Raw genomic sequence first — 20,810 nt, forward strand, 5'->3', positions numbered from 1 at the left:
TCTTCTCCTCCAATACCTTTATTTACTCTTATATTATAACTTAAACACAAAAAAAGACATACTGTTATATCATCTGTTAACAGGATATTTTTGAGCATTCTTTATCAGTTTTTTCTCAATGATATCATCTATGTTAAACCCTAGTTTATCTGCTAAAGTATAAGAATAAATTAATACGTCTGCTAATTCTTCTTCGAGACGCTCTGTTTGTTTCACTGCTTCTGAATTATCTAACCATTGAAATAATTCTAGTAACTCATTAGCTTCTAAAGAAATAGAAATAGCTAAATCCTTTTCCTTGCTTGCATGATTCCACCCACGTGCTTTTCTAAATTCATTGATTCTCTCTATCGATGTCAACCTTATCACACTTTCTATCATTTATTTCTATTATAACAAAAAACCCTACACATATTGGTAGGGGGCTACTCGAATTTTTATCGTTAATATTTAATTTTAATATGTCCATCTGGTTGTTTAATTAAATGAACATCACATATAAAAACTTTTTGTGGAGAAAAATATTGACTAGATAACACAACTGTCAATATATTCCATTTGTCGTTCTCTTTAATATCAAGATCTTTGATTCCATTTTCTATTTTTTCCTTTAATTCATCTAATACAATCGCTAGTTTACTTTCATCACTAAGTTTTTCTTCCACTGCTTTTAAAAACAAGTCATAATTTTCTTTTGAGATAAACAATGTATCTAAACCATTTATCATACTAATTCCTCCTTTTTTTCCTATCATACAATACTATACTACTAAAAAATGATAAAAAGTCGATTTATTTAAGAAATATTTTTATAAAAAAACACACAACATATAGCATATAATATGTTGTGTGTTTCAAATTATTTAATCTTAGCGATGAATATAAGTATATCCTGACGCACTAATTGTTTGGCTGTTTGGTCCAGTTGGTGAAGAAAATCCAGTACCACCTTGCGAAATTGTAATAGTATTATTTGAAGCATTGTAAGAATCAACATAAGCAACATGTCCATAAGAACCATCTGCTGTCCATTGTCCACCAACAGATTGACCTGCTGCAAATACTACTACCGCACCTGCTGCTGGGGTCGAATTAACAGTGTAACCATCTGCCGCAGCAGAAGCTCCCCATTGGCAACCGTTACCCCAATAAGTACCTACCCACGGAGCAACACTTTTCACGTACCAAGTACATTGCCCCACAGCATACATATTTCCTGACCCTGAATGATCTACTCCACTACCGTTAGAAGTTGTATTTCCACTAGGAGTTGAACTTGGTGTCTCATTTGATGATGTAGTTGTTTCACTTGATGACGTAGTTGTTTCAGTAGTTGGTTTTTCTACCGGTTTACTTTCTTGTACTGTTGAACTTGATTGTTCACTTGACGATGATGTACTATTCTGTGTTGTTGTCTCAGTTTTCTTCTCGTCTACTGTTTTTTCTGCTTTAACAGCTTTAACAGCTACAGGTTTTTCAGAAGCTTCTTGTTGCGCTTTTAACACTTTGATTTGTGCAGCTTTTGCTTCTTCTTTTTGTTTATTTAATTTAGCTTTATCGCCTTCAGCTGTTGCTTGTTCCGCTGCTAAAGTTGTTTTTAGTACATTTAATTCAGCTTGTTGTGAAGCTAATGAATCTTTTTGACTTTGTAATTCTTTTTGTGTTGAAGCCATTTCACTTATTTTTGCTTCATTTTCTTGAATATTTTCTTCAACTGATTGTTGATCTCTTTTTTGTTGTTTTACTAAATCGTTGTTTGCATTTACAATGGTACTCATTGCATGAACACGACTAATGGCATCTGATAATGAATCAGCTTCTAAAACAGCATTCACATAGTTTGTACTTTGTCCATTTGTTTGTGCATCACGTGCTTGTTTTTGGATTGATTTTTCACGTTTTGCAATTCTAACTTTTAATGTTGCAATCTCACTCTGTAATTTTTCAGTATCTTGGCTTAATTTAGCTTGTTTAGCTTCTAAAGATGAAACTTTTTCGTTCACAGAAGCTACTTTTGATTCCAAAGCATTAATTTCAGCTTGTGCTTTTTCTTGTTGACCTTTTAAAGCGTTAATTTTTTCATCTTGTTGTTTAATTTGAACATCCACAGAATCTGCTAATGCAATACTTGGACTAGCTACAGCTGTTAATGCAATAGAACATACCATAATCGTTGATAAAATATTCTTCTTCAATTTTCTTCCTCCGAATAACTTGTCTAAATTTATATAAAATGTGTTTAATTATTAATTTCTCTTTCCTTGACGACTCCGTTATTTTAACATAGTGATATGTCAAATAGATAAAGGAAATGTTACAAAAACATTTCATTCTACTTTCGTTATTCTGTTTTTAATCGATTTTCAGATTAATTGAAATGTATTGTTAATCAAAAAAAGAATGTATTTGTTATTTGAATAGCACTTTAATCGTCATAAAAAAGTCACTAGTTTATACTAGTGACTAAAGGAGTTGTTTTATTTACTTTGGAGGAGTAAATAAAATGAAAAAGTTTGTTAGGGTTGTTTTGTTGGTATGCTTATAGAGTAGATAATAAATATGATATTTCTTCTATTCAAATAAGAACTTTTTATGAATCCATCAAGTATTAATTAAAACGTTTAAAACGATCGACATTTTCCATATATTCTTTTTCTAGAGCAGGAGACTCAATGGATCCAATCACTAATTGGCCACGTAATTTCCAATTCTGTGGAATACCCCACTCATTTGATACGGATTCATCAATAATTGGATTGTAATGTTGTAAATTAGCCCCGATATTTTTTTCTGCAAGGGCTGTCCAAACATTGGATTGAGTTAGACCACTTGCCTGTTCCGACCAAATAGGAAAGTTTTCTGCATATAACGCAAATTGTTCTTGTAATCCTTTCACAATATCTGTGTCTTCAAAAAATAAAATGGTTGCTTTTCCATTAGCAAATCCTTTTAATTTTTCTTTTGTATTTTCAAATGCCTCTGGTGGTGTTAAAGGTTTTAATAACTCTTCAGTCATACTCCATAATTTTTCATGTGCACCATCAAATAAAAATACTACACGTTGACTTTGAGAATTAAAAGCAGTAGGAGATTCTCTGACAACTTCTGTTACTAATTCTACAATTTCATCATTAGATAGAGAGATATTTTTCCCAAGATTATATATTGAACGACGTTTTTTTAATAGTTCTACAAAATTTGACATGTGTTAATCAATCCTTTTTATTTATTTGATGTTTATACTATATCAGCTAACATTAAGTAAGTAAAATTATATGCTTACTTAATATAAGAAAAAACAGCCGAAATATTTCGACTGTTTGATTAAATTATTTTTTTGGATATAGTTTCATAAAGTAATGTTTTAACATTGGTGGAGCAATCAACGTTGTTAATATCACTGAAATAATAACTGTTGTGTAATATTCTTGTGATAGTAGGCCTGTTGCTAATCCTGTTGTTCCAATAATCAGGGCTACCTCACCTCGTGATACCATACCTGAACCCACAGCAAGCGATGCATGATTATCAAATCCTGTCATCTTCGCTCCTAAGAAGCCACCAAATAGTTTAGATAAAATAGCTATGATTGTACAAGCAACTAAGAATCCCATTTGACTTAGTACCCCATCAAACGAAATGCTTATACCTACACTGACATAGAAAAATGGTACAAATAAGGCATTCGCAATCGGATCAACTGTTTTTTCCACTTCATGTTGGAAAGACGTCTGAGAAATAAATAATCCTGCTAAAAAGGTTCCAATAATCCCAGCCATACCTAGCATTTCACCAAAATAAGCAAAGCCAAATGCTACAATTAACGCACCTGCTGTTACAGGAGCAGTGACTTTAAACTTTGAAAATAATGTTAGGAATTTAGGAACAATATAAACGCCTACAACAGATGCTACAACAAAGAATAGAACTTTTTTGAATAGTAACAATGGAACAGAAGAACTAGATGTATCTTCTCCCATAAAGGACATCACAAACGCTAACAACGTCACAACTAAAATGTCATCCACAACGGCTGCACCTAATATGGTTGTAGCTTCTCTTGTTTGCATCATGCCCATTTCTTTTAACACTTGAACGGTAATGCTCACACTAGTAGCAGAGAAAAGAACGCCTAAAAAGATTCCTTCATTGAAAGAAAACCCAAATAATTCTCCCATAGCAAAAGCACTAGCAAATGGTACTATGATACCTAATACCGCCACAGCAACTGATGGTTTCCAATTTTCTTTTAACTGATCTGCATCTGTTTCAAGTCCAGCTAAAAACATCAACAATAAAACCCCTATTTCTGAAAATTCTTGAAAAATAGCTGAGTCTTGTACTAATCCTAAAACTGCTGGTCCAATTAAAATACCAATCAGTAGTTTCCCCAAAACTGCTGGTTGACCAAGTCTAACAGATAAATGCCCAGCAACTTTAGTTGAAAATAATATTAAAACAATAGTAAACAATAATTCCATACGTCATCCCCTACTCTTTTTTTATACCTACACTAATAAATCTATCAAATTGTTGCATCTCTTGTAAAGATTTATCGTATTTTTTAATCCCAATATTATAAAAAAGTCCCTTTTAAAAAAGGGGCTTTTTATACTTAACCTTCATAATCTAAAATTGTTTGTAGATGACGACTGATTAGTCCATACGCTTGAATTTCTCCCCAAACTTCTTCGGTCATAACATATTTTCTTGATAACAATTTTGGGGCTTTAATATTTTCATCTAATTTTTTATAAAAGCGATCAAATTGTTTCATTTTGGGTTCAGCCCATTTTTTAAATTTAATGTCTTGCTTGTCAAGTTTTTTCCAACGTTCAGACAATAAATCAAGCTGACTTTCAAATGCTAAAAATTCTTTTTTACGAACTTTTTCTTTGCCTTCTTCATCCTCAGTATCACTTAATATGCTATCAACATCGTCCATAATCGTTTCATCATCATATCCTAAAATATCGTCATCATACTCATAGTCATACTCATCTTCATAGTCATACTCATCTTCATAGTCATACTCATCTTCATAGTCATACTCATCTTCATAGTCATACTCATCTTCATAGTCATACTCATCTTCATCATAACTATCCTCTTCATCTGTATAATGATAAGACTGGTTGAGAGTATCGTCCAAATCAATCTGTGATGATGCTTCCAAGTCACTTGATTCAACTGAACTATTTTCTTCTGTCACCATATCTACTGGGTCAAATACGGGAACGTCAGATGCCTTTGGAAGATCAATACTTGGTGTAACAGTTTCATTTTCCAACGAAATAGAAGAAAAATCAGAATTTTGCATATTCAATTTGGCATAATTTGATTGTTTTAGTTTAGCTAATTCTTTTTCTAAATCAAATACTCGACTAGCTGCCGTTCGATAATTAGACTCCAAACGAGTATAGTTATCTTGCCATTTAGCTTGCGTTAATTCTTGTGAATTCATTAACTGATTAACTAGTTCTTGTTGTTTTTCTAATCTTTGTGATAATCGCTTAATTTCTTCATTTTTAGAATAATTAAGATTTTCAAATTCTTTATCCTTTTGATCTAACTGATGTTGATATTCTTGCACTGCTTGTTGATGTTCAAACGTTAGTTTCTTCATTTCTTGTTCTTTATGAGTCAACTCATCAGTTAATTGTTGAATAATCATTTGTCTTTCTTCAAGTAATCGATCTAGTTTATCTTGTTGATCTTGAAGACGTTCATTTTCTGAATGTAGCTGTTGTTCTCTTAGTTGCGATTCTTTTTGACTTAGATTATTTTCTTGTATAAGATTCGCTAATTCATCTTCCTTTTGTTTAAGTTTAAGAGTCGCTTCTCGTAATGATTCTTGTACTTGTTCTTCAAATTGTTGATTTTCAGTAATAACTAAGCGAAGTTCTTCATTTTCATATTGAGTTTGTTGGTATCTTTGCTTCCAAGACTCTACATCTTGTTCAAGTGATGAGTTTAGCTCGTTCACGTTATTTTTTAAATCTAATATTTCAGATTGCTTTATTTGTAGTTGTTGTCTGTAATCAATCTCGTTATCTTGATATGAGATTACTTTTTGTTTTAAGCTGTCATTTTCTTGACTCATTTGATTGATTTTTAATTCATACTCACGTTGTGCTGTTTTTAAATCCAATTCAAATGATTTAATGACTTGAGCATTTTCTGCAATTTTTTGTTCTAACTCATAAATTCTTTGTTGCTTTTCTAATAATCCATCATCTAAAAAATCTTGTGAATGATGATTTTTCGGTGTAGATGTTGATTGACTAATACTAGGTACTCTTGCTTGAGTGTTATCGTAATTATCATAGTCCATACTAGTAAAAGTACCATTAATTTGGGATGGTTGTTCTAAAATTCCTAATTGATCATATGCTTCTCTCATCGTCTCTTTGAAAATTCTTGGAGCGTTCGTTTTTATATTTCTAATTTGAGTATTAGAATATAATCTACTTGCATCAAACGTGACTAACAGTTCTATTCTTTCATGTGCAGTATAGTCTAAGAACACACGGTCAATAGGATATAATGAAAATATTTTTTCCCACTCAGCCATAAATAACGTTACTGCTTTTGTAATAATTGATTGTGATAATTTTTGTTTACGATTTGACCACTTTAATAATAATTGATTTTTCTTAGTCGTAATATTCTGAACAGGTAATAAGATAATACTTCGTTCAGTTGGTTTTTTCGTTTCATCTTGATATAATTGAACGTCTATAACAGACTCCTCTAACGGCATAATACTATGCTCCCTCCACTATTCATCTTACTCACTAACGTGTATCAGTATTAATTGGATACTCGTATTAATACTACCTTTTCTGTTGGTAATTGTAAAGTTGTTTTAGTATATTGAATCAATCAAAAATATATATTTTGTTTAATTTTTAATAAAAAAGACACTCCCATTAGTCAGGAGTGTCTTTTTTACTCGTAAACGTCCATTTGATAAAGTTGTTCAAATCGATTATTAGTCTCTAATAACTCCTTAGGGATACCTGACATATCAATGTTACCATCTTCAATAAAGACCACTTTATCAGCGTGATGGATGCCAACTAAGTGATGAGTAATCCAAATAACTGTTTTATTCTTTAATGCTACAAAGACAGTTTCTAACAACTGCTTTTCAGTTAATGGGTCTAATCCTATGGTTGGTTCATCAATAATAACAATAGGTACATCTTGTAATAAAATTCTTGCTAATGCAATACGCTGCTGTTCTCCACCAGAAAACCTTTTACCACCTTCTTCAACTAACGTATCCATTCCTTGGGGAAGACGTTCAACCACGCGTTTTAACCCTGCTGCTTCAATCGCTTCTAATACTTCCTCATCTGTCGCATCCAAATTACCTAGACGCACGTTATTTTTCAAACTTGTGTTAAATAAGTAAGGGTGTTGATTTAATACGCCAAAATAGTTTGCTTGTTGTCCTACTAATTCTTTTATATCTATGCCACCTACTAAAACTTTCCCAGTAGTTGGTACTAAATCACCCCGAATAATCTGAGTTAACGTTGTTTTTCCTGTTCCACTTTTTCCAAGTAACGCCACAACTTGTCCTTCTGGTATAGTCAGATTAAAATGGGATAATAACGCTCTTTTCCCTTGAGGATATTTAAAACTAACAGCTTCTAATTCAATTGTTGTATTAGTTAATGTCATCTCTTCTTTTACTTCATGCATTTCTTTCTTTTCAGGATTTGGTAACTTAGATAAACGTTGCACAGTGTCTTCATAGATTGGCAACTCTTTTACCGAATCACTTACTGGACTAAAAGCATCTAGCAATGGAAAAAAAGATAAAACAAAGGCTGCTATCCAATTTAAGGCTGCTTGATTACCTTGGCTAATAAAATAATTACCTGCCCATATAAATAAAACAACAGCTATGATACCAAAAATCAATTGCTTCATAATACCTTCTAAACGAGAGTAACGATTTAATTGGTAATCCTCTTTTCTAACGTTCGCTTCTGCTTCATTGTACTGTGTTAGAAATTCTTCATAACGTCCGCTATATTGCCAATCAGCAACACCTAATACTGCGTCTGTTAAATCATTATAGAGATCATGTTTTTTTGCTTTTTTACGATATACTCTAGCATTATTAACCAACACTGCTGCTAGTGGTAATACCACTAAAATCAATGCGAATAATAATAGCATTAACCCAGCAAATGGTAATGAGAAATAACCTAGTCCAATAATAATAAAAAGATACAAAATATACGACGTACAAATTGGGAAAATCGTTCTCAAATAGAGATTTTGAATATGATTAATATCCTCTGATAATATACCCAATAAACTTCCTGACTGATAATTTTCTTTCGTGTTTGCCGCTTCAGTTTCAAGAGAACGATATAAACGAACACGTATATCAGAGGTCATTTTTAACACCCAATTGTGGCTCCCTAAACGCTCAATATATCGAAATGTTGGTCTTGCTATACCAAATGCACGTGTTAGCACAATTGGAACATAAACTAACAAAATATTTTCAGGTTTTGCAGCGGACTTACTGATTAAATAGCCTGAAGTAAACATTAACGCTGCTGCTGAAAAAAAGGTTAAAAAACCAAGAAATAAAACCAAAGCTAACAATTTTTTATATTTTTTAAAAAACGGTCTAACCCATTGATCTTTTTTAGTTAACAATAGATAATCCTGTTTCATTTCTATAACCCTCCTTTCAATTGATCCACAAAGTTTTGATAGGCACCATTTTTAGCTCGCAGTTCATGATAGGTTCCTTGTTCGACAATTTTTCCATCTTCCATTACTAAAATATAGTCCATCTCTCTCATCCAATGTAGACGATGTGTCGCAAAAAATACTAACTTATTTTCAAATAATGGCAATATCGTTTCTTTTAGTTCATACTCTGTTTCCACATCCAAATGGGCGGTAGGTTCATCAAATAATAAAATATTTCGCTCTTCATCTAATAAAGCTCTAGCAACAGCAATACGTTGATACTGCCCACCACTTAATAGGTGACCACCTTCACCAATCACTGTATCCCATCCTTCTGGTAATTCTTCTATGACATCAATTAGACCCGCTTGTTTCACTGCTTCAGCACATTCTTCAAAGCTAGCGTCAGGTCGGTAAAATGTAATATTTTCTTTTAATGAACCATGGAATATATAAGGGTCTTGCGGAATATAAAACAATTGATCTTGCCATGCTTTTTTGTGTAGATTTGTCATGGCAGACTGATTAATATGAATACTTGGCTCTGTCGCTTCTAAAAATCCGCCTAGTAGCTTAATCAACGTTGACTTACCAGATCCTGATAACCCAACAATTCCAATTTTCCCACTACCTTGCCAGTCAAAAGAAATATCCGTCAAGGTTGTTCCTTCTTGTGATTCATTATATTTTAACGACATATTTTTTAATGATAATTTATCTGATTCATTCCATGAACCTTTTAAGTCAATTGTTTCATCATTTGCTAATTCTTTTTGATCCAGTATTGAAAAAATAGATTTTAATGTATTTCCACCATCTAATGTCGCATGGTAGTCATTTGAAAAATCTCGTAATGGTAAAAAGAAATCTGGAGCTAATACTAATGTTGTTAAAGCAGGCCACAACTCAATTTGACCATTCATTAACTTAAAACCTAAAAATACAGCGACGATAGCAACTGATAATGTAGTAAAGAAATCCAACGCAAAGGTTGATAAGATGGCTATTTTCAACGTACTCATTGTTGCTTTTCGATAATCTTCGCTTATTTCATATACTTTTTTCTCATATTTTTTACTAAGCCCTAAAAAATAGAGTGTTTCAATTCCTCGCAGTGAGTCCAAAAAATGGTTGCTTAATAGTTGAAATCCCTCATATTGTCTATCTGCTTTTGCTCGTGCCGCATATCCTAAAATAATCATAAATAAGATGATAATTGGAAAGACAAGTAATAAAATGACACCAGAACGAATATCCTGCGTGAAAACAAACAATAAAATAAGCCAAGGAATCACCATCATATTCGTTAATTTCGGTAAAATTAACGTAATATAATTCTCCACTTGGTCAATGCCTTCAATCGTCATCGTGACCATATTTCCAGTTCCTTCTTTTTGAACAAAGTTAGGCCCTAAACGAAATATTTTCTGTAGCAATTGTTGTCGGACTTTTCTTGCTTCTTGATACGCATACTTATCAAGAGATTTATCTCGTACATACAACACTAACTGTCTACCAAAAAAACAAGAAAAAAACCAAATAAGCGACATCGTTTGCGATGCGACAGATTCTCCGTTCCATAACGCACTAATCCCTTTTGATAAAAAATAAGCCTGTCCGATAATTAATAAGGCTTGTAGGATTCCTAATCCTACAAGCCCAATTAAGACTGACCTAATTTTATCAATACGAAATAAATTCTTATCAATCAATTAGGTACAACTCCTTTTATCTATCAATTTTGACACGTTTTGTAAATTGTTTATATGCCCAAGCCACATAAAGTAACACAATTGGTAATAAGATAACTGTAACAATTGTCATTACTTTCAATGTATACGGTGTACTTGATGCATTTTCAATTAATAAACTAAATTGTGAGTCTTTGGCAATCATAACACGTGGGAATAATCCATTAAATAAGAATGCTACAATCCCAACGAAGACTAATCCAGTTGAAATAAATGATAATCCTTCTTTATCTTTATAAGTGCCATAAGCAGAAAGTGCGGCAAAAACAACAATTAAAACTAAAAGGACCAATGAAGATGTAAAACGTTCAGTAAAGAAATCTGTTTTCAAATAAGCTAAGATCGCAAAAACGACTAAACCAGCAAATAATACTGGGTATAATTTTTTTGCCATAGCCAATGAACGTTCACGGACATTTCCTTCTGTTTTAAGACGTAAGTAGTTTAAGCCATGTAAAAAGCTCACTAACGTCACGGCCACACCACCTACGATAGAAAATAAATTAATATAATCAGTAAAGGTGGCATTCATCACATTTTTAGTAGCATCTAGTGGAAGACCTATAACTAAGTCGACAAACATCATACCAAATAGAAATGGTACAATCACACTACCTAAAAATAATGCCCATTCCCAAGTATTACGCTCTTTTGCATTTTCAGAACTACTTCTAAATTTAAAAGATACACCACGAATAATTAAACCAACTAAAATAAATAGTAAAATTAAATAGAACCCACTAAATAAAGATGCATACCACTCTGGAAATGAAGCAAACATTGCACCTCCAGCAGTAATTAACCAAACCAGATTACTTTCCCAAACGGGCCCAATTGTTTCAATGACTTGATCACGTTCACGCTTGTTACGAGCAACTAGCTTAGTAGCCATTCCAACACCAAAGTCGAATCCTTCTAAGAAAAAGAATCCTGAAAATAGAACGCCGATTAAAATGAACCATAAAAATTGTAAATTACTCATTTACAGAACCCCCTTTGCAAATGGGTCAATACCATCTTTTTTCGCTTCAGATGGATTAACGTAGTAAGGTCCTTTTTTCACTGCACGTTTACAGAAAATAAACATCACATAACCTAATACACTGAATAATAAGAAGTAAACAATATTACTAATTAACAATGATGTTGCTGATACACCAGGAGACACACTATCTGCGATTGTAAATAGTCCATAAACAGTCCATGGTGAACGTCCTAATTCAGTCACTAACCAACCAAATGTATTAGAAATGAATGGGAAACTAATACCTGCTACAAATAGCCATAGCATCCATTTCAAACTTTGAATTTTATTTTTACGAAGGAGATATAATCCCACTGTGGCCATCAATGCCATTAAAGAACCAAAACCAGCCATAAATCTGAATCCCCAGAAAAGAGTCTTAACTGGTAAATAGTAATCCATCTCTGAACCAAATTTGGCATCATATTCATCATGTAGTTCTTTATTGGCTTGATCCATCCCAATATATTTATCTTCCCCACCTAAAATAGTTAATAAATAAGGAACAGAAATTTCCCATTTTGTTTCTTTATCTTTCGTATCGATTGATGCAATAATGTTCCAAGGAGCTGGTGAAGAAGTATCTTCATAGATACCTTCCATTGCTGCAAATTTCATTGGTTGATCATTTGCAACAGCAATCATTTGTTGGTGTCCAGCAACAATGGTTAAAATTGAACCAACCAAACCAATAATTAAACCGATTTTCATTGATTTTTTGAAGAATTCCATGTCCTTATTTTTTAGCATTTTCCATGCTGATGAGCCAGCAATGACAAAACCACCTGTCACAATCGCTCCAAATAAGACGTGAGGGTATTCTACCCATAATTGATGATTTTTTAGTAAACCAACAAAACTTGTTAATTCTGCACGATTTGTTGCTTCATTAATTGAATAGGCCACTGGATTTTGCATAAATGAGTTTGCCGCAAGAATCCATAACGCGGATAAAGCTGTTCCGATTGATACTAACCAAATAAATAATAAGTGCAGTTTCTCATTGAATTTGTCCCAACCAAACATCCATAGTCCAATAAACGTTGATTCCATAAAGAAAGCAAGTAATGCTTCAACTGCTAAAGGTGCTCCAAAAATATCCCCCATAAAACGAGAGTATTCAGACCAGTTCATTCCAAATTGAAACTCTTGGATAAGCCCTGTTACAACCCCTACAGCAAAACCTATTAAGAAAATATTTCCCCAAAATTTTGCCATATCTTTATAGATTTGTTCTTTTTTAACAACATACATTGTCTCCATTACCGCAACAGCGAATGCCATCCCGATAGACATTGGCACGAAAAAGAAATGGAAGACAGTTGTCATACCAAACTGGAATCGTGCCAAAAATTCGATATCCATAAATAATCCTCCTTATATATATCTATTTAACAAACCCATTATACCCGATAGGTCAAGTAGTTTCAAAACTTTTTCAACTCGTTATCAAGTAATAATAAATTTAAACAACGTTTTTTACACACATTATCTCATTGTGACAAATTCTTCTGCTCCTGTTGGATGTATGGCAACAGTTTGATCAAAATCAGCTTTAGTTGCACCCATTCTTACAGCAACTGCAAACCCCTGTAGCATCTCATCAACACCCAATCCAATACCGTGTAATCCAACAATTCTTTCTTCTTTTCCGACACACACAAGTTTCATCCAACATTTTTCGCGAACTTCAGTAATCGCAAACTGCATTGGTGTAAATCTAGACGTATATATTTTAACATCCTCACCATATTGTTCTCTAGCTTCTTTTTCTGTTAAACCAACTGTTCCAATCGCTGGATGTGAAAATACAACTGTTGGAACGGTATGATACTCTAAATATAAATTATCTTGATTATTAAATAAGCGTTCGGATAATCTTCGTCCTGCTGCAATTGCTACAGGTGTTAAATTAATTTTATCAATGACATCTCCAACAGCATAAATACCTTCTTGTGTGGTATTTTGATACTGGTCTACCTTTATTGCACCTTTATCCGTTAATTCAACATCTGTCACATCAAGGTTTAACCCATCCATATTTGGTACTCGACCGATTGCCCAGACAATTTCATCTACCTCGATTGATTTTCCGTTTTCAAAGGACAAAACATAACCAGAAGCTGTTTTTTCAACACTCTTTGGTACACTATTTGCATGTAAATTCATGCCACTTTTCTCATAACTTTCAGTTAATCCTTGAATTAATAAGTCATCGAATTCACGTAAAAATGTGTCACGTCTAAATGCCAAATGAGTCGTTGCACCTAAGCCATGTAATACGCCAGCGATTTCCACTGCGATATATCCAGCTCCAACTACTGCCACTCGTTTTGGTAGTTCTGTTAATTCAAAAAATCCATTTGAATCAATACCATATTCTGCTCCAGGAATATTCGGGCGAACAATTTTCCCACCTGTCGCAATTAAAATATGAGGAGCAGTAAATGTTTCTCCATTTACTTCGACCACCTTTTTTTCTTTAAATTTAGCGTAACCCTTAATATGAGTCACTCCATTACTTTCTAGCCCTTTTAAATACAAACCATTTAATCGTTTGATATACGTTTGGCGATTTTCTACCAAACGTGCCATATCAAATCCGTCAATTGTTATATCAAAACCATATTCATAGGCTTGATGATGCAGCATATCATTCATTTGAGATGCTGACCACATGACTTTTTTAGGAACACATCCAACATTGACACATGTCCCACCAAGCTCGTTTCCTTCTATTAATAGTACTTTAGCCCCATGCATCCCAGCTCTATTAGCAGAAGCTATTCCACCGCTACCTCCACCAATCACTATATAATCAAATGTTTTCATATACTTTCTCCCTTCTTACTTCTGTTTACGAATCATATCACCAGGTTTAACTGGTTGTGCGACTGGCATTTTGACAATCATCATAGCGTTTGGCGCTTTTTCAATTGACTCACCGTCTTCATTCCACATCTCTTTGATATCTTGTTCAAAGTGAGTAAACCCAGGTCCGTAAAATTCAATACGATCTTCGATTCTGAAATGATTTCGTTGTCGGATAGTAGCAATTTTAGTTTCGTCATCATATTCTAACACTTCACCAATGAACTTATACACTGGGATTTTCCGACGTTTTCCAAATAATTGTTCCTCATCTGTTGGAATATGATAATAAAAACCAGTTGCTAATTCTCGTTGTGCCACTTTCCACAGTTCATCAATCCACTCTTGTTTACACACATAATTTTCCGGATCAGCCATGTAGCTATCAACTGCTTTTTTATAGACATTAGATACCGTTGATACATAATGAATCGACTTCATGCGTCCTTCAATTTTTAGACTATCGACACCGTTTTTTACTAAATCAGGAATGTGTTCGATCATTGACATGTCCACCGCACTCATTGAAAACGGCTCACTCACTTCACCAGTGTCTGTTAATGAACGTCTTTCTTCACCAAATGGCATATCAAACAAATCATATTTCCAACGACATGATTGTGAACACCCACCACGGTTAGCATCTCTGTGACTCATATGATTTGATAAGGTACAACGACCTGAATAGGAAATACACATCGCACCATGAATAAAGGCTTCAATTTCAATATCCGTATTCTCACGAATTTTCGCTACCTCGTCCATTGAGACCTCACGACCTAACACCACTCGTTCTAGTCCTTCATTTTTCCAAAACTCTAATGTTTCAAAATTTGTCGCAGAAGATTGTGTCGACAAATGAACCGGTAAACCAGGTGCTTCGGTAATGCATACTTCAATTAATGCTGGGTCAGAGATGATTACCGCACTAATGCCAATATCTCGCAATTTTCTAAAAAACTCACCAGCTCCTTTGGCATCTCCTTCATGCGTCACCATGTTAGCTGCCACATAAACTTTTGCTCCTCGTTCTTTGGCAAACGCGACACCTTCTTCCATTTCTTCATAAGAAAAGTTCCCAGCACGACTTCTTAGGCCGTAAGCATTCCCACCAATATACACAGCATCTGCCCCGTAATGTATCGCAATTTTCAATTTTTCAAGCGTACCAGCTGGAGCCAGTACTTCTGGTCGTTTCAATGTATTTGTCATCTTTATTCTCTCCTATTTTATTTCCTCAGGATCTAAATAATAAAAGCCAGTATCCAAACTTCTTCCTTTTGGATGATGTTCCATAATCGTTTTTTGTAGCGATTTTGCCAAATCCTGTGCCCAAGTGTCTCCAATCAACGCTTTTTTAGCTGTAATAAAACTTGAAACAATACTCACAAAATCTTCCCCAGGAGTATACATACCATCTAATTTCCAATGTCTTAAACCAGCATCATATAATTCTTTTAATTCAAACATTAAGTCTACATCATTTGTGGCATAAATGTGTGTCCCATGCTTATCCTCGAAAATAGAATAATGCGTTTCTTCATCTTTAGGTTCAGATATAAACAACCCATCTTCTTTAGAAACATTGTCTTGTTGCTTCGTAAAATTAAAATAATTTGTAATCAATGGGCGTTTTGAGTGATGGATACACGTCGCACCATACACTAAAACTTCAGTAAAGACTTGCGTATCTTTGGCAATTTGTTGCAACTCCTCAAATGGAATTTCTCTAGCTAAAATTGCACCAGTTGCCCCACGTTTTGCCCAAAAGTTTACTTGCCTTGAACTAGTCACCATTGTTTCAGCATTATATACATAAGGTAGTTTATATCCATCTCGTTGTAAGACATAAATCACACCAGGATCGCCTACAATAATATCATCTACTCCAATTGATTCTAAAAAAACCAAATATTCAGGAATAAGCTCCATTTTATCTGGATGCATAATGGCACTTACTGCTACACGTGCTTTTTTTCCTTTGCTATGAGCTAATTGAACCAATTCAGTCATTTCTTCTCTTGTGAAATAATGCGGTAAACGTAACCCAAATTCTTCTTCTCCAAAACAAATTACATCAATATCCAATTCGACCAGTTGACGTGCCTGTTCTAATGAGTCCACTGTCGTACTTATCTCTATCATTCTAGACACTCCTATCCTTTATAAACACTTTTTATCCTAACATATTGCATAGATAAACCGCAATCTTTCACAAGGTAAAAGCGCTAGTTATTTAACTAACTAACGCTTGTTTGTTACACTTTTTCTACCTTTTTTACTTTTGTATTAATTTTCCCTTTTGATGCACCAAGAGTCACTATATCTCCTGTTTGAAGTTCACCTGACAAGAGTAATTCACTTAGTCTATCTTCGACTTCTTTTTGCAAAGCACGACGAATTGGACGAGCTCCGTATTCCGGATCAAACCCTTCACTACTGATAACATCAATAGCTGCTGAAGTTAATTTTAATGTAATATCTTGTTCTTTTAATCTCTCAACAACATCTTTAGACATGATTTTCACGATATCATGTAATTGTTGTTTATTTAATGAGTGGAATACGACCACTTCATCTACACGATTTAAAAATTCCGGTCTAAATGATTTTTTCAATTCTTCTAATATACGAGATTTCATCGCTTTATAATCTTTGGTTTCATCTGCTACACCAAATCCAACAGTCTTTTCATCTCGTAAAGAAGTAGCGCCGATATTTGATGTCATGATAATAATTGTATTTTTAAAATCTACTTTACGACCTTTGGCATCAGTTAAATGCCCATCATCTAGTACTTGCAACAACACATTAAACACATCAGGATGGGCTTTTTCTACCTCATCAAGTAATACAACAGAATATGGTTTTTGACGGATTCGCTCAGTCAATTGTCCTCCTTCATCATAACCAACATACCCTGGAGGGGAGCCGACTAAACGACTTGTACTATGTTTTTCCATAAATTCAGACATATCCACTCGAATCAAGGCATCTTCTGAACCAAACATCACTTCAGCAATTGTTTTAGCTAATTCTGTTTTTCCAACACCTGTTGGCCCTAAAAACATAAATGACCCAATTGGACGATTTGGACTCTTCAACCCACTTCTCGCACGTCGAATAGCACGTGAAACAGATTCTACAGCCTCTTCTTGGCCGATAACACGTTCATGCATAACCTTTTCTAAATCAAGTAATCGTTCACTCTCTTTTTTCTCTAACTGTGTTAAAGGAATACCAGTCCATTGAGAAATGACAGATTCAATATCTTCTTCGGTCAATTTTTGTGTATAACCAGCTGATTCTTTTTCTTGTTTTTCAACTAATTTTGCTAATTTTTTTAAGGCTTTCTTTTCTATCTCTCGAATTTCAACCACTTCGGCAAATTTTTGTGAGATAATCGCTTCTTCTTTTTCCTTATAGATATCAGCTAATACCCGTTGTTGTTTCACTATTGGAGATGGTTTTTCCGTTTGGTTCAAGCGTACTTTGGCAGCTGCCTCATCTATCAAATCAATAGCTTTATCAGGAAGCTGACGATCATTAATGTAACGAATAGATAATTTTACAGCTGCTTCAACAGCCTCTTGAGTTATGGTTACTTGATGATGTTCTTCATACTGAGATTTCAACCCTGTCAAAATATCAATGGTTTCTTCTTCAGTGGGTTCATCAACCATAATTTTAGCAAATCGGCGCTCTAACGCAGAATCTTTTTCAATATATTTTTGATATTCATCTAATGTTGTTGCCCCTATTGTTTGAAGTTCTCCACGTGCTAATGCAGGTTTTAAAATATTAGATGCATCAATCGCTCCTTCAGCACCACCAGCACCAATCAACGTATGTAATTCATCAATAAACAAAATAACTTCGCCATCATGGTAAATTTCATCCACCAATTTTTTCATGCGATCCTCAAATTCACCACGATACTTAGTCCCAGCAACTACTGCTCCCATATCAAGCATCATCACACGTTTATTTTGCATATCTTTTGGTACATTAGATTCGATAATCCGTTGCGCTAAACCTTCAGCAATAGCTGTTTTCCCAACACCAGGTTCTCCAACAAGTACCGGATTATTTTTAGTTCGACGACTTAAAATTTGTATCAATCGTTCAACTTCTATCTCGCGACCAACTAAAGGATCTAATCGTTTTTCTCTAGCACTCTGTGTCAAATCTCGTGCCAAAGAATCTAGTGTAGGAGTCCCTTCACCAACTGAATTCTTAATCGCTTTTCTATTTTTACCATTTTTATTATTGTCTGTAATACCAATTCTTCTCATTATATCTTTGCGTAACTTGGGAAGTTCCACTCCTAAATTTTTTAAAATTCTAGCAGATAATAATGTATCTTCTCTAACCAAAGCAAGTAAAATGTGTTCTGTTCCAATGCTTGGCGCCCCTAGTCGTTTAGCCTCTTCACCTGCGAAAGCTAACACATCCTTAGTTCGCGGAGAATAAGGAAGCAATTCGTTTTCTTTAGATTTATAACGTCCATATTGAACAATCTGTTCAACTTCCTCAAACAGATAAGTATCATCAATATCAAAATATCTCATTACTTTTCCACCAATACCTCTTGGTTCCTTCGCTAAAGCAAGTAACAAATCCTCTGTTCCAACTACATCATGTCTAAAATATTTAGCACTTTCTTGTGCAAGATTCAGAACTTCATTAGCCCTTTTAGTAAATAATTCACCCATACCTATCACTCCTATTCTTCATAAGTTAGTCGTTCTAATACATCAATCATCATGTTCGATCTCAATAATTTTTCTTCTTCCGAGCGACTAATACCAGTTAATTTAAACGCTGAATTAAGTAAATACTTTTCACGTACAGTTATTAGATTATTATCTTGCAGTTCATTTAAAATAGCAAATGCTTCACTGTCTGTCAAACCATTACTTATCATATCTGGAATTTCTTCACATATTCTGGTTTTATATTTTATCAATTTAACTTTTACAATACGAATATACCCACCACCACCACGTTTACTTTCTACCCGATAACCTTTTGGAACAGTAAACCTTGTGTTAATAACATAATTAATTTGTGATGGTACACAATTAAATTGATTAGCAATTTCAGCTCGTTTTATTTCAATAATATCCTCATTCTTCAATAGTTCTTTTAAATAATCTTCTATAATATCAGACATATTTTTATTTTGCATAAAAATCTCACCCTTCAAACGTAACATAAAACAATTGACTTATATTGACCTTTATTATACATAATATATCTAGATATTTATACTAATTAGCTTTGTATATACCAAAAGAGCTTTGAATGAAATCATTCAAAGCTCTTTTTACTAAATTATACCGGCGGCCGGGGTCGAACCGGCACGCCCTCAATGGGCACTGGATTTTGAGTCCAGCGCGTCTGCCAATTCCGCCACGCCGGCAAAACAAGAGGCGGTAACCGGATTTGAACCGATGATAAAGGTTTTGCAGACCTCTGCCTTACCACTTGGCTATACCGCCTTTAAAAAACTGGGCTAGCTGGATTCGAACCAACGAATGACGGAGTCAAAGTCCGTTGCCTTACCGCTTGGCTATAGCCCAATAATAAAAAGGCGACTGATGGGAATCGAACCCACGAATGCCGGAGCCACAATCCGGTGCGTTAACCACTTCGCCACAGTCGCCATATTATTAACAGGGGTAGTAGGAATCGAACCCACGCTGACGGTTTTGGAGACCGTAGTTCTACCGCTAAACTATACCCCTTTAAATATGGAGGGGGGCAGATTCGAACTGCCGAACCCGAAGGAGCGGATTTACAGTCCGCCGCGTTTAGCCACTTCGCTACCCCTCCAAATGGCGCAAGACAGAATCGAACTGCCGACACACGGAGCTTCAATCCGTTGCTCTACCAACTGAGCTACTGCGCCAATAACGGTTCCGACGGGAATCGAACCCGCGATCTCCTGCGTGACAGGCAGGCATGTTAACCCCTACACCACGGAACCTAATTATGGTTTCTATTATATTTTATGACCCGTACGGGAATCGAACCCGTGTTACCGCCGTGAAAGGGCGGTGTCTTAACCGCTTGACCAACGGGCCAGTATCATAATTTCTTTTAGTATACGGAGAGTAAGGGATTCGAACCCTTGAGACAGTTATTACCGCCTACATGATTTCCAATCATGCTCCTTCGGCCAACTCGGACAACTCTCCTGAGTTTTACCTTAATTAAAAGAACTCCGGCAGTAGGACTCGAACCTACGACATCATGATTAACAGTCATGCGCTACTACCAACTGAGCTATGCCGGATAATAATATAAGCACGGCAACGTCCTACTCTCACAAAGGGAAACCCTTCACTACCCTCGGCGCTAAGAAGCTTAACTTCTGTGTTCGGCATGGTTACAGGTGTATCCTTCTTGCCATCGTCACCGCACTTATATGT

Annotated in this window: 15 protein-coding genes, 11 tRNA genes and 1 rRNA gene; all 27 read right to left on the reverse strand. The window is 34.7% G+C overall.

Features of this window, described 5'->3' with window-relative positions:
* Positions 1 to 69: 69 nt before the first annotated feature.
* The gene (locus MN581_RS08120; protein WP_117973513.1) at positions 70 to 381 is read right to left on the reverse strand and encodes a nucleotide pyrophosphohydrolase; all 312 of its coding nucleotides are present in this window, start codon (positions 379 to 381) and stop codon (positions 70 to 72) included.
* Between the two features lie 62 nt (positions 382 to 443).
* Positions 444 to 728: a hypothetical protein gene (locus tag MN581_RS08125; RefSeq protein ID WP_117973514.1), complete on the reverse strand. Its 285-nt coding sequence runs from the start codon at positions 726 to 728 to the stop codon at positions 444 to 446.
* 141 nt (positions 729 to 869) lie between these two features.
* Positions 870 to 2,195, reverse strand: coding sequence for a CHAP domain-containing protein (locus MN581_RS08130; RefSeq protein ID WP_117973515.1), 1,326 nt, complete (start codon positions 2,193 to 2,195; stop codon positions 870 to 872).
* Between the two features lie 413 nt (positions 2,196 to 2,608).
* On the reverse strand, positions 2,609 to 3,205 hold the full coding sequence (locus tag MN581_RS08135) for a nitroreductase family protein (protein WP_117973516.1): 597 nt from the start codon (positions 3,203 to 3,205) through the stop codon (positions 2,609 to 2,611).
* A 124-nt stretch (positions 3,206 to 3,329) separates the two neighbouring features.
* A complete protein-coding gene (locus tag MN581_RS08140) occupies positions 3,330 to 4,481 on the reverse strand; it encodes a cation:proton antiporter (protein ID WP_117973517.1) in 1,152 nt (383 codons plus the stop codon).
* Between the two features lie 134 nt (positions 4,482 to 4,615).
* A complete protein-coding gene (locus MN581_RS08145; protein WP_241699582.1) occupies positions 4,616 to 6,763 on the reverse strand; it encodes a hypothetical protein in 2,148 nt (715 codons plus the stop codon).
* Between the two features lie 188 nt (positions 6,764 to 6,951).
* The gene (gene cydC / locus MN581_RS08150) at positions 6,952 to 8,706 is read right to left on the reverse strand and encodes a thiol reductant ABC exporter subunit CydC (RefSeq protein WP_241699583.1); all 1,755 of its coding nucleotides are present in this window, start codon (positions 8,704 to 8,706) and stop codon (positions 6,952 to 6,954) included.
* A gap of 2 nt (positions 8,707 to 8,708) precedes the next feature.
* The gene (gene cydD / locus MN581_RS08155; RefSeq protein WP_241699584.1) at positions 8,709 to 10,439 is read right to left on the reverse strand and encodes a thiol reductant ABC exporter subunit CydD; all 1,731 of its coding nucleotides are present in this window, start codon (positions 10,437 to 10,439) and stop codon (positions 8,709 to 8,711) included.
* Positions 10,440 to 10,455: 16 nt separating this feature from the next.
* Positions 10,456 to 11,460 (reverse strand): cytochrome d ubiquinol oxidase subunit II, encoded by a 1,005-nt coding sequence (gene cydB / locus MN581_RS08160; protein WP_199500922.1) that lies wholly within the window; start codon positions 11,458 to 11,460, stop codon positions 10,456 to 10,458.
* Positions 11,461 to 12,867: a cytochrome ubiquinol oxidase subunit I gene (locus MN581_RS08165; protein ID WP_241699585.1), complete on the reverse strand. Its 1,407-nt coding sequence runs from the start codon at positions 12,865 to 12,867 to the stop codon at positions 11,461 to 11,463. It abuts the gene before it with no gap.
* A 123-nt stretch (positions 12,868 to 12,990) separates the two neighbouring features.
* Complete coding sequence (gene gor / locus MN581_RS08170; RefSeq protein ID WP_241699586.1) at positions 12,991 to 14,334, reverse strand: glutathione-disulfide reductase; 1,344 nt, start codon at positions 14,332 to 14,334, stop codon at positions 12,991 to 12,993.
* Positions 14,335 to 14,349: 15 nt separating this feature from the next.
* Positions 14,350 to 15,585 (reverse strand): U32 family peptidase, encoded by a 1,236-nt coding sequence (locus tag MN581_RS08175; protein ID WP_241699587.1) that lies wholly within the window; start codon positions 15,583 to 15,585, stop codon positions 14,350 to 14,352.
* Between the two features lie 12 nt (positions 15,586 to 15,597).
* Positions 15,598 to 16,518, reverse strand: a complete 921-nt coding sequence (locus tag MN581_RS08180; RefSeq protein WP_241699588.1) for a peptidase U32 family protein — start codon at positions 16,516 to 16,518, stop codon at positions 15,598 to 15,600.
* A 113-nt stretch (positions 16,519 to 16,631) separates the two neighbouring features.
* Positions 16,632 to 19,088 (reverse strand): ATP-dependent Clp protease ATP-binding subunit, encoded by a 2,457-nt coding sequence (locus MN581_RS08185; protein WP_241699589.1) that lies wholly within the window; start codon positions 19,086 to 19,088, stop codon positions 16,632 to 16,634.
* 11 nt (positions 19,089 to 19,099) lie between these two features.
* Complete coding sequence (locus MN581_RS10120; protein ID WP_117973525.1) at positions 19,100 to 19,564, reverse strand: CtsR family transcriptional regulator; 465 nt, start codon at positions 19,562 to 19,564, stop codon at positions 19,100 to 19,102.
* A 149-nt stretch (positions 19,565 to 19,713) separates the two neighbouring features.
* Positions 19,714 to 19,798: transfer RNA gene (locus MN581_RS08200), tRNA-Leu, on the reverse strand.
* Positions 19,799 to 19,806: 8 nt separating this feature from the next.
* Positions 19,807 to 19,877: transfer RNA gene (locus MN581_RS08205), tRNA-Cys, on the reverse strand.
* A 9-nt stretch (positions 19,878 to 19,886) separates the two neighbouring features.
* Positions 19,887 to 19,958, reverse strand: a tRNA-Gln gene (locus MN581_RS08210).
* 10 nt (positions 19,959 to 19,968) lie between these two features.
* A tRNA-His gene (locus MN581_RS08215) sits at positions 19,969 to 20,041 on the reverse strand.
* An 11-nt stretch (positions 20,042 to 20,052) separates the two neighbouring features.
* A tRNA-Trp gene (locus MN581_RS08220) sits at positions 20,053 to 20,123 on the reverse strand.
* Between the two features lie 7 nt (positions 20,124 to 20,130).
* Positions 20,131 to 20,211, reverse strand: a tRNA-Tyr gene (locus MN581_RS08225).
* A 3-nt stretch (positions 20,212 to 20,214) separates the two neighbouring features.
* A tRNA-Phe gene (locus MN581_RS08230) sits at positions 20,215 to 20,287 on the reverse strand.
* Between the two features lie 5 nt (positions 20,288 to 20,292).
* Positions 20,293 to 20,365 (reverse strand) — tRNA-Asp (locus MN581_RS08235).
* Between the two features lie 25 nt (positions 20,366 to 20,390).
* Positions 20,391 to 20,462: transfer RNA gene (locus tag MN581_RS08240), tRNA-Glu, on the reverse strand.
* Between the two features lie 24 nt (positions 20,463 to 20,486).
* A tRNA-Ser gene (locus MN581_RS08245) sits at positions 20,487 to 20,576 on the reverse strand.
* Positions 20,577 to 20,600: 24 nt separating this feature from the next.
* A tRNA-Asn gene (locus MN581_RS08250) sits at positions 20,601 to 20,674 on the reverse strand.
* An 11-nt stretch (positions 20,675 to 20,685) separates the two neighbouring features.
* Positions 20,686 to 20,801: ribosomal RNA gene (gene rrf, locus MN581_RS08255) — 5S ribosomal RNA — on the reverse strand.
* Positions 20,802 to 20,810 lie beyond the last annotated feature (9 nt).

Source organism: Vagococcus sp. CY53-2 (genome assembly GCF_022604695.1).
Taxonomy (GTDB): Bacteria; Bacillota; Bacilli; order Lactobacillales; family Vagococcaceae; genus Vagococcus.

Excerpts from the sequence above, each read along its gene's own strand:
- MN581_RS08180 (WP_241699588.1), bottom strand. The coding sequence starts at position 16,518 with ATGATAGAGATAAGTACGACAGTGGACTCATTAGAACAGGCACGTCAA.
- MN581_RS08145 (WP_241699582.1), bottom strand. The coding sequence starts at position 6,763 with ATGCCGTTAGAGGAGTCTGTTATAGACGTTCAATTATATCAAGATGAA.
- MN581_RS08125 (WP_117973514.1), bottom strand. The coding sequence starts at position 728 with ATGATAAATGGTTTAGATACATTGTTTATCTCAAAAGAAAATTATGAC.
- MN581_RS08140 (WP_117973517.1), bottom strand. The coding sequence starts at position 4,481 with ATGGAATTATTGTTTACTATTGTTTTAATATTATTTTCAACTAAAGTT.
- MN581_RS10120 (WP_117973525.1), bottom strand. The coding sequence starts at position 19,564 with ATGCAAAATAAAAATATGTCTGATATTATAGAAGATTATTTAAAAGAA.
- MN581_RS08120 (WP_117973513.1), bottom strand. The coding sequence starts at position 381 with ATGATAGAAAGTGTGATAAGGTTGACATCGATAGAGAGAATCAATGAA.
- MN581_RS08175 (WP_241699587.1), bottom strand. The coding sequence starts at position 15,585 with ATGACAAATACATTGAAACGACCAGAAGTACTGGCTCCAGCTGGTACG.
- MN581_RS08135 (WP_117973516.1), bottom strand. The coding sequence starts at position 3,205 with ATGTCAAATTTTGTAGAACTATTAAAAAAACGTCGTTCAATATATAAT.
- gor (WP_241699586.1), bottom strand. The coding sequence starts at position 14,334 with ATGAAAACATTTGATTATATAGTGATTGGTGGAGGTAGCGGTGGAATA.
- MN581_RS08185 (WP_241699589.1), bottom strand. The coding sequence starts at position 19,088 with ATGGGTGAATTATTTACTAAAAGGGCTAATGAAGTTCTGAATCTTGCA.
- MN581_RS08165 (WP_241699585.1), bottom strand. The coding sequence starts at position 12,867 with ATGGATATCGAATTTTTGGCACGATTCCAGTTTGGTATGACAACTGTC.
- cydB (WP_199500922.1), bottom strand. The coding sequence starts at position 11,460 with ATGAGTAATTTACAATTTTTATGGTTCATTTTAATCGGCGTTCTATTT.
- cydC (WP_241699583.1), bottom strand. The coding sequence starts at position 8,706 with ATGAAACAGGATTATCTATTGTTAACTAAAAAAGATCAATGGGTTAGA.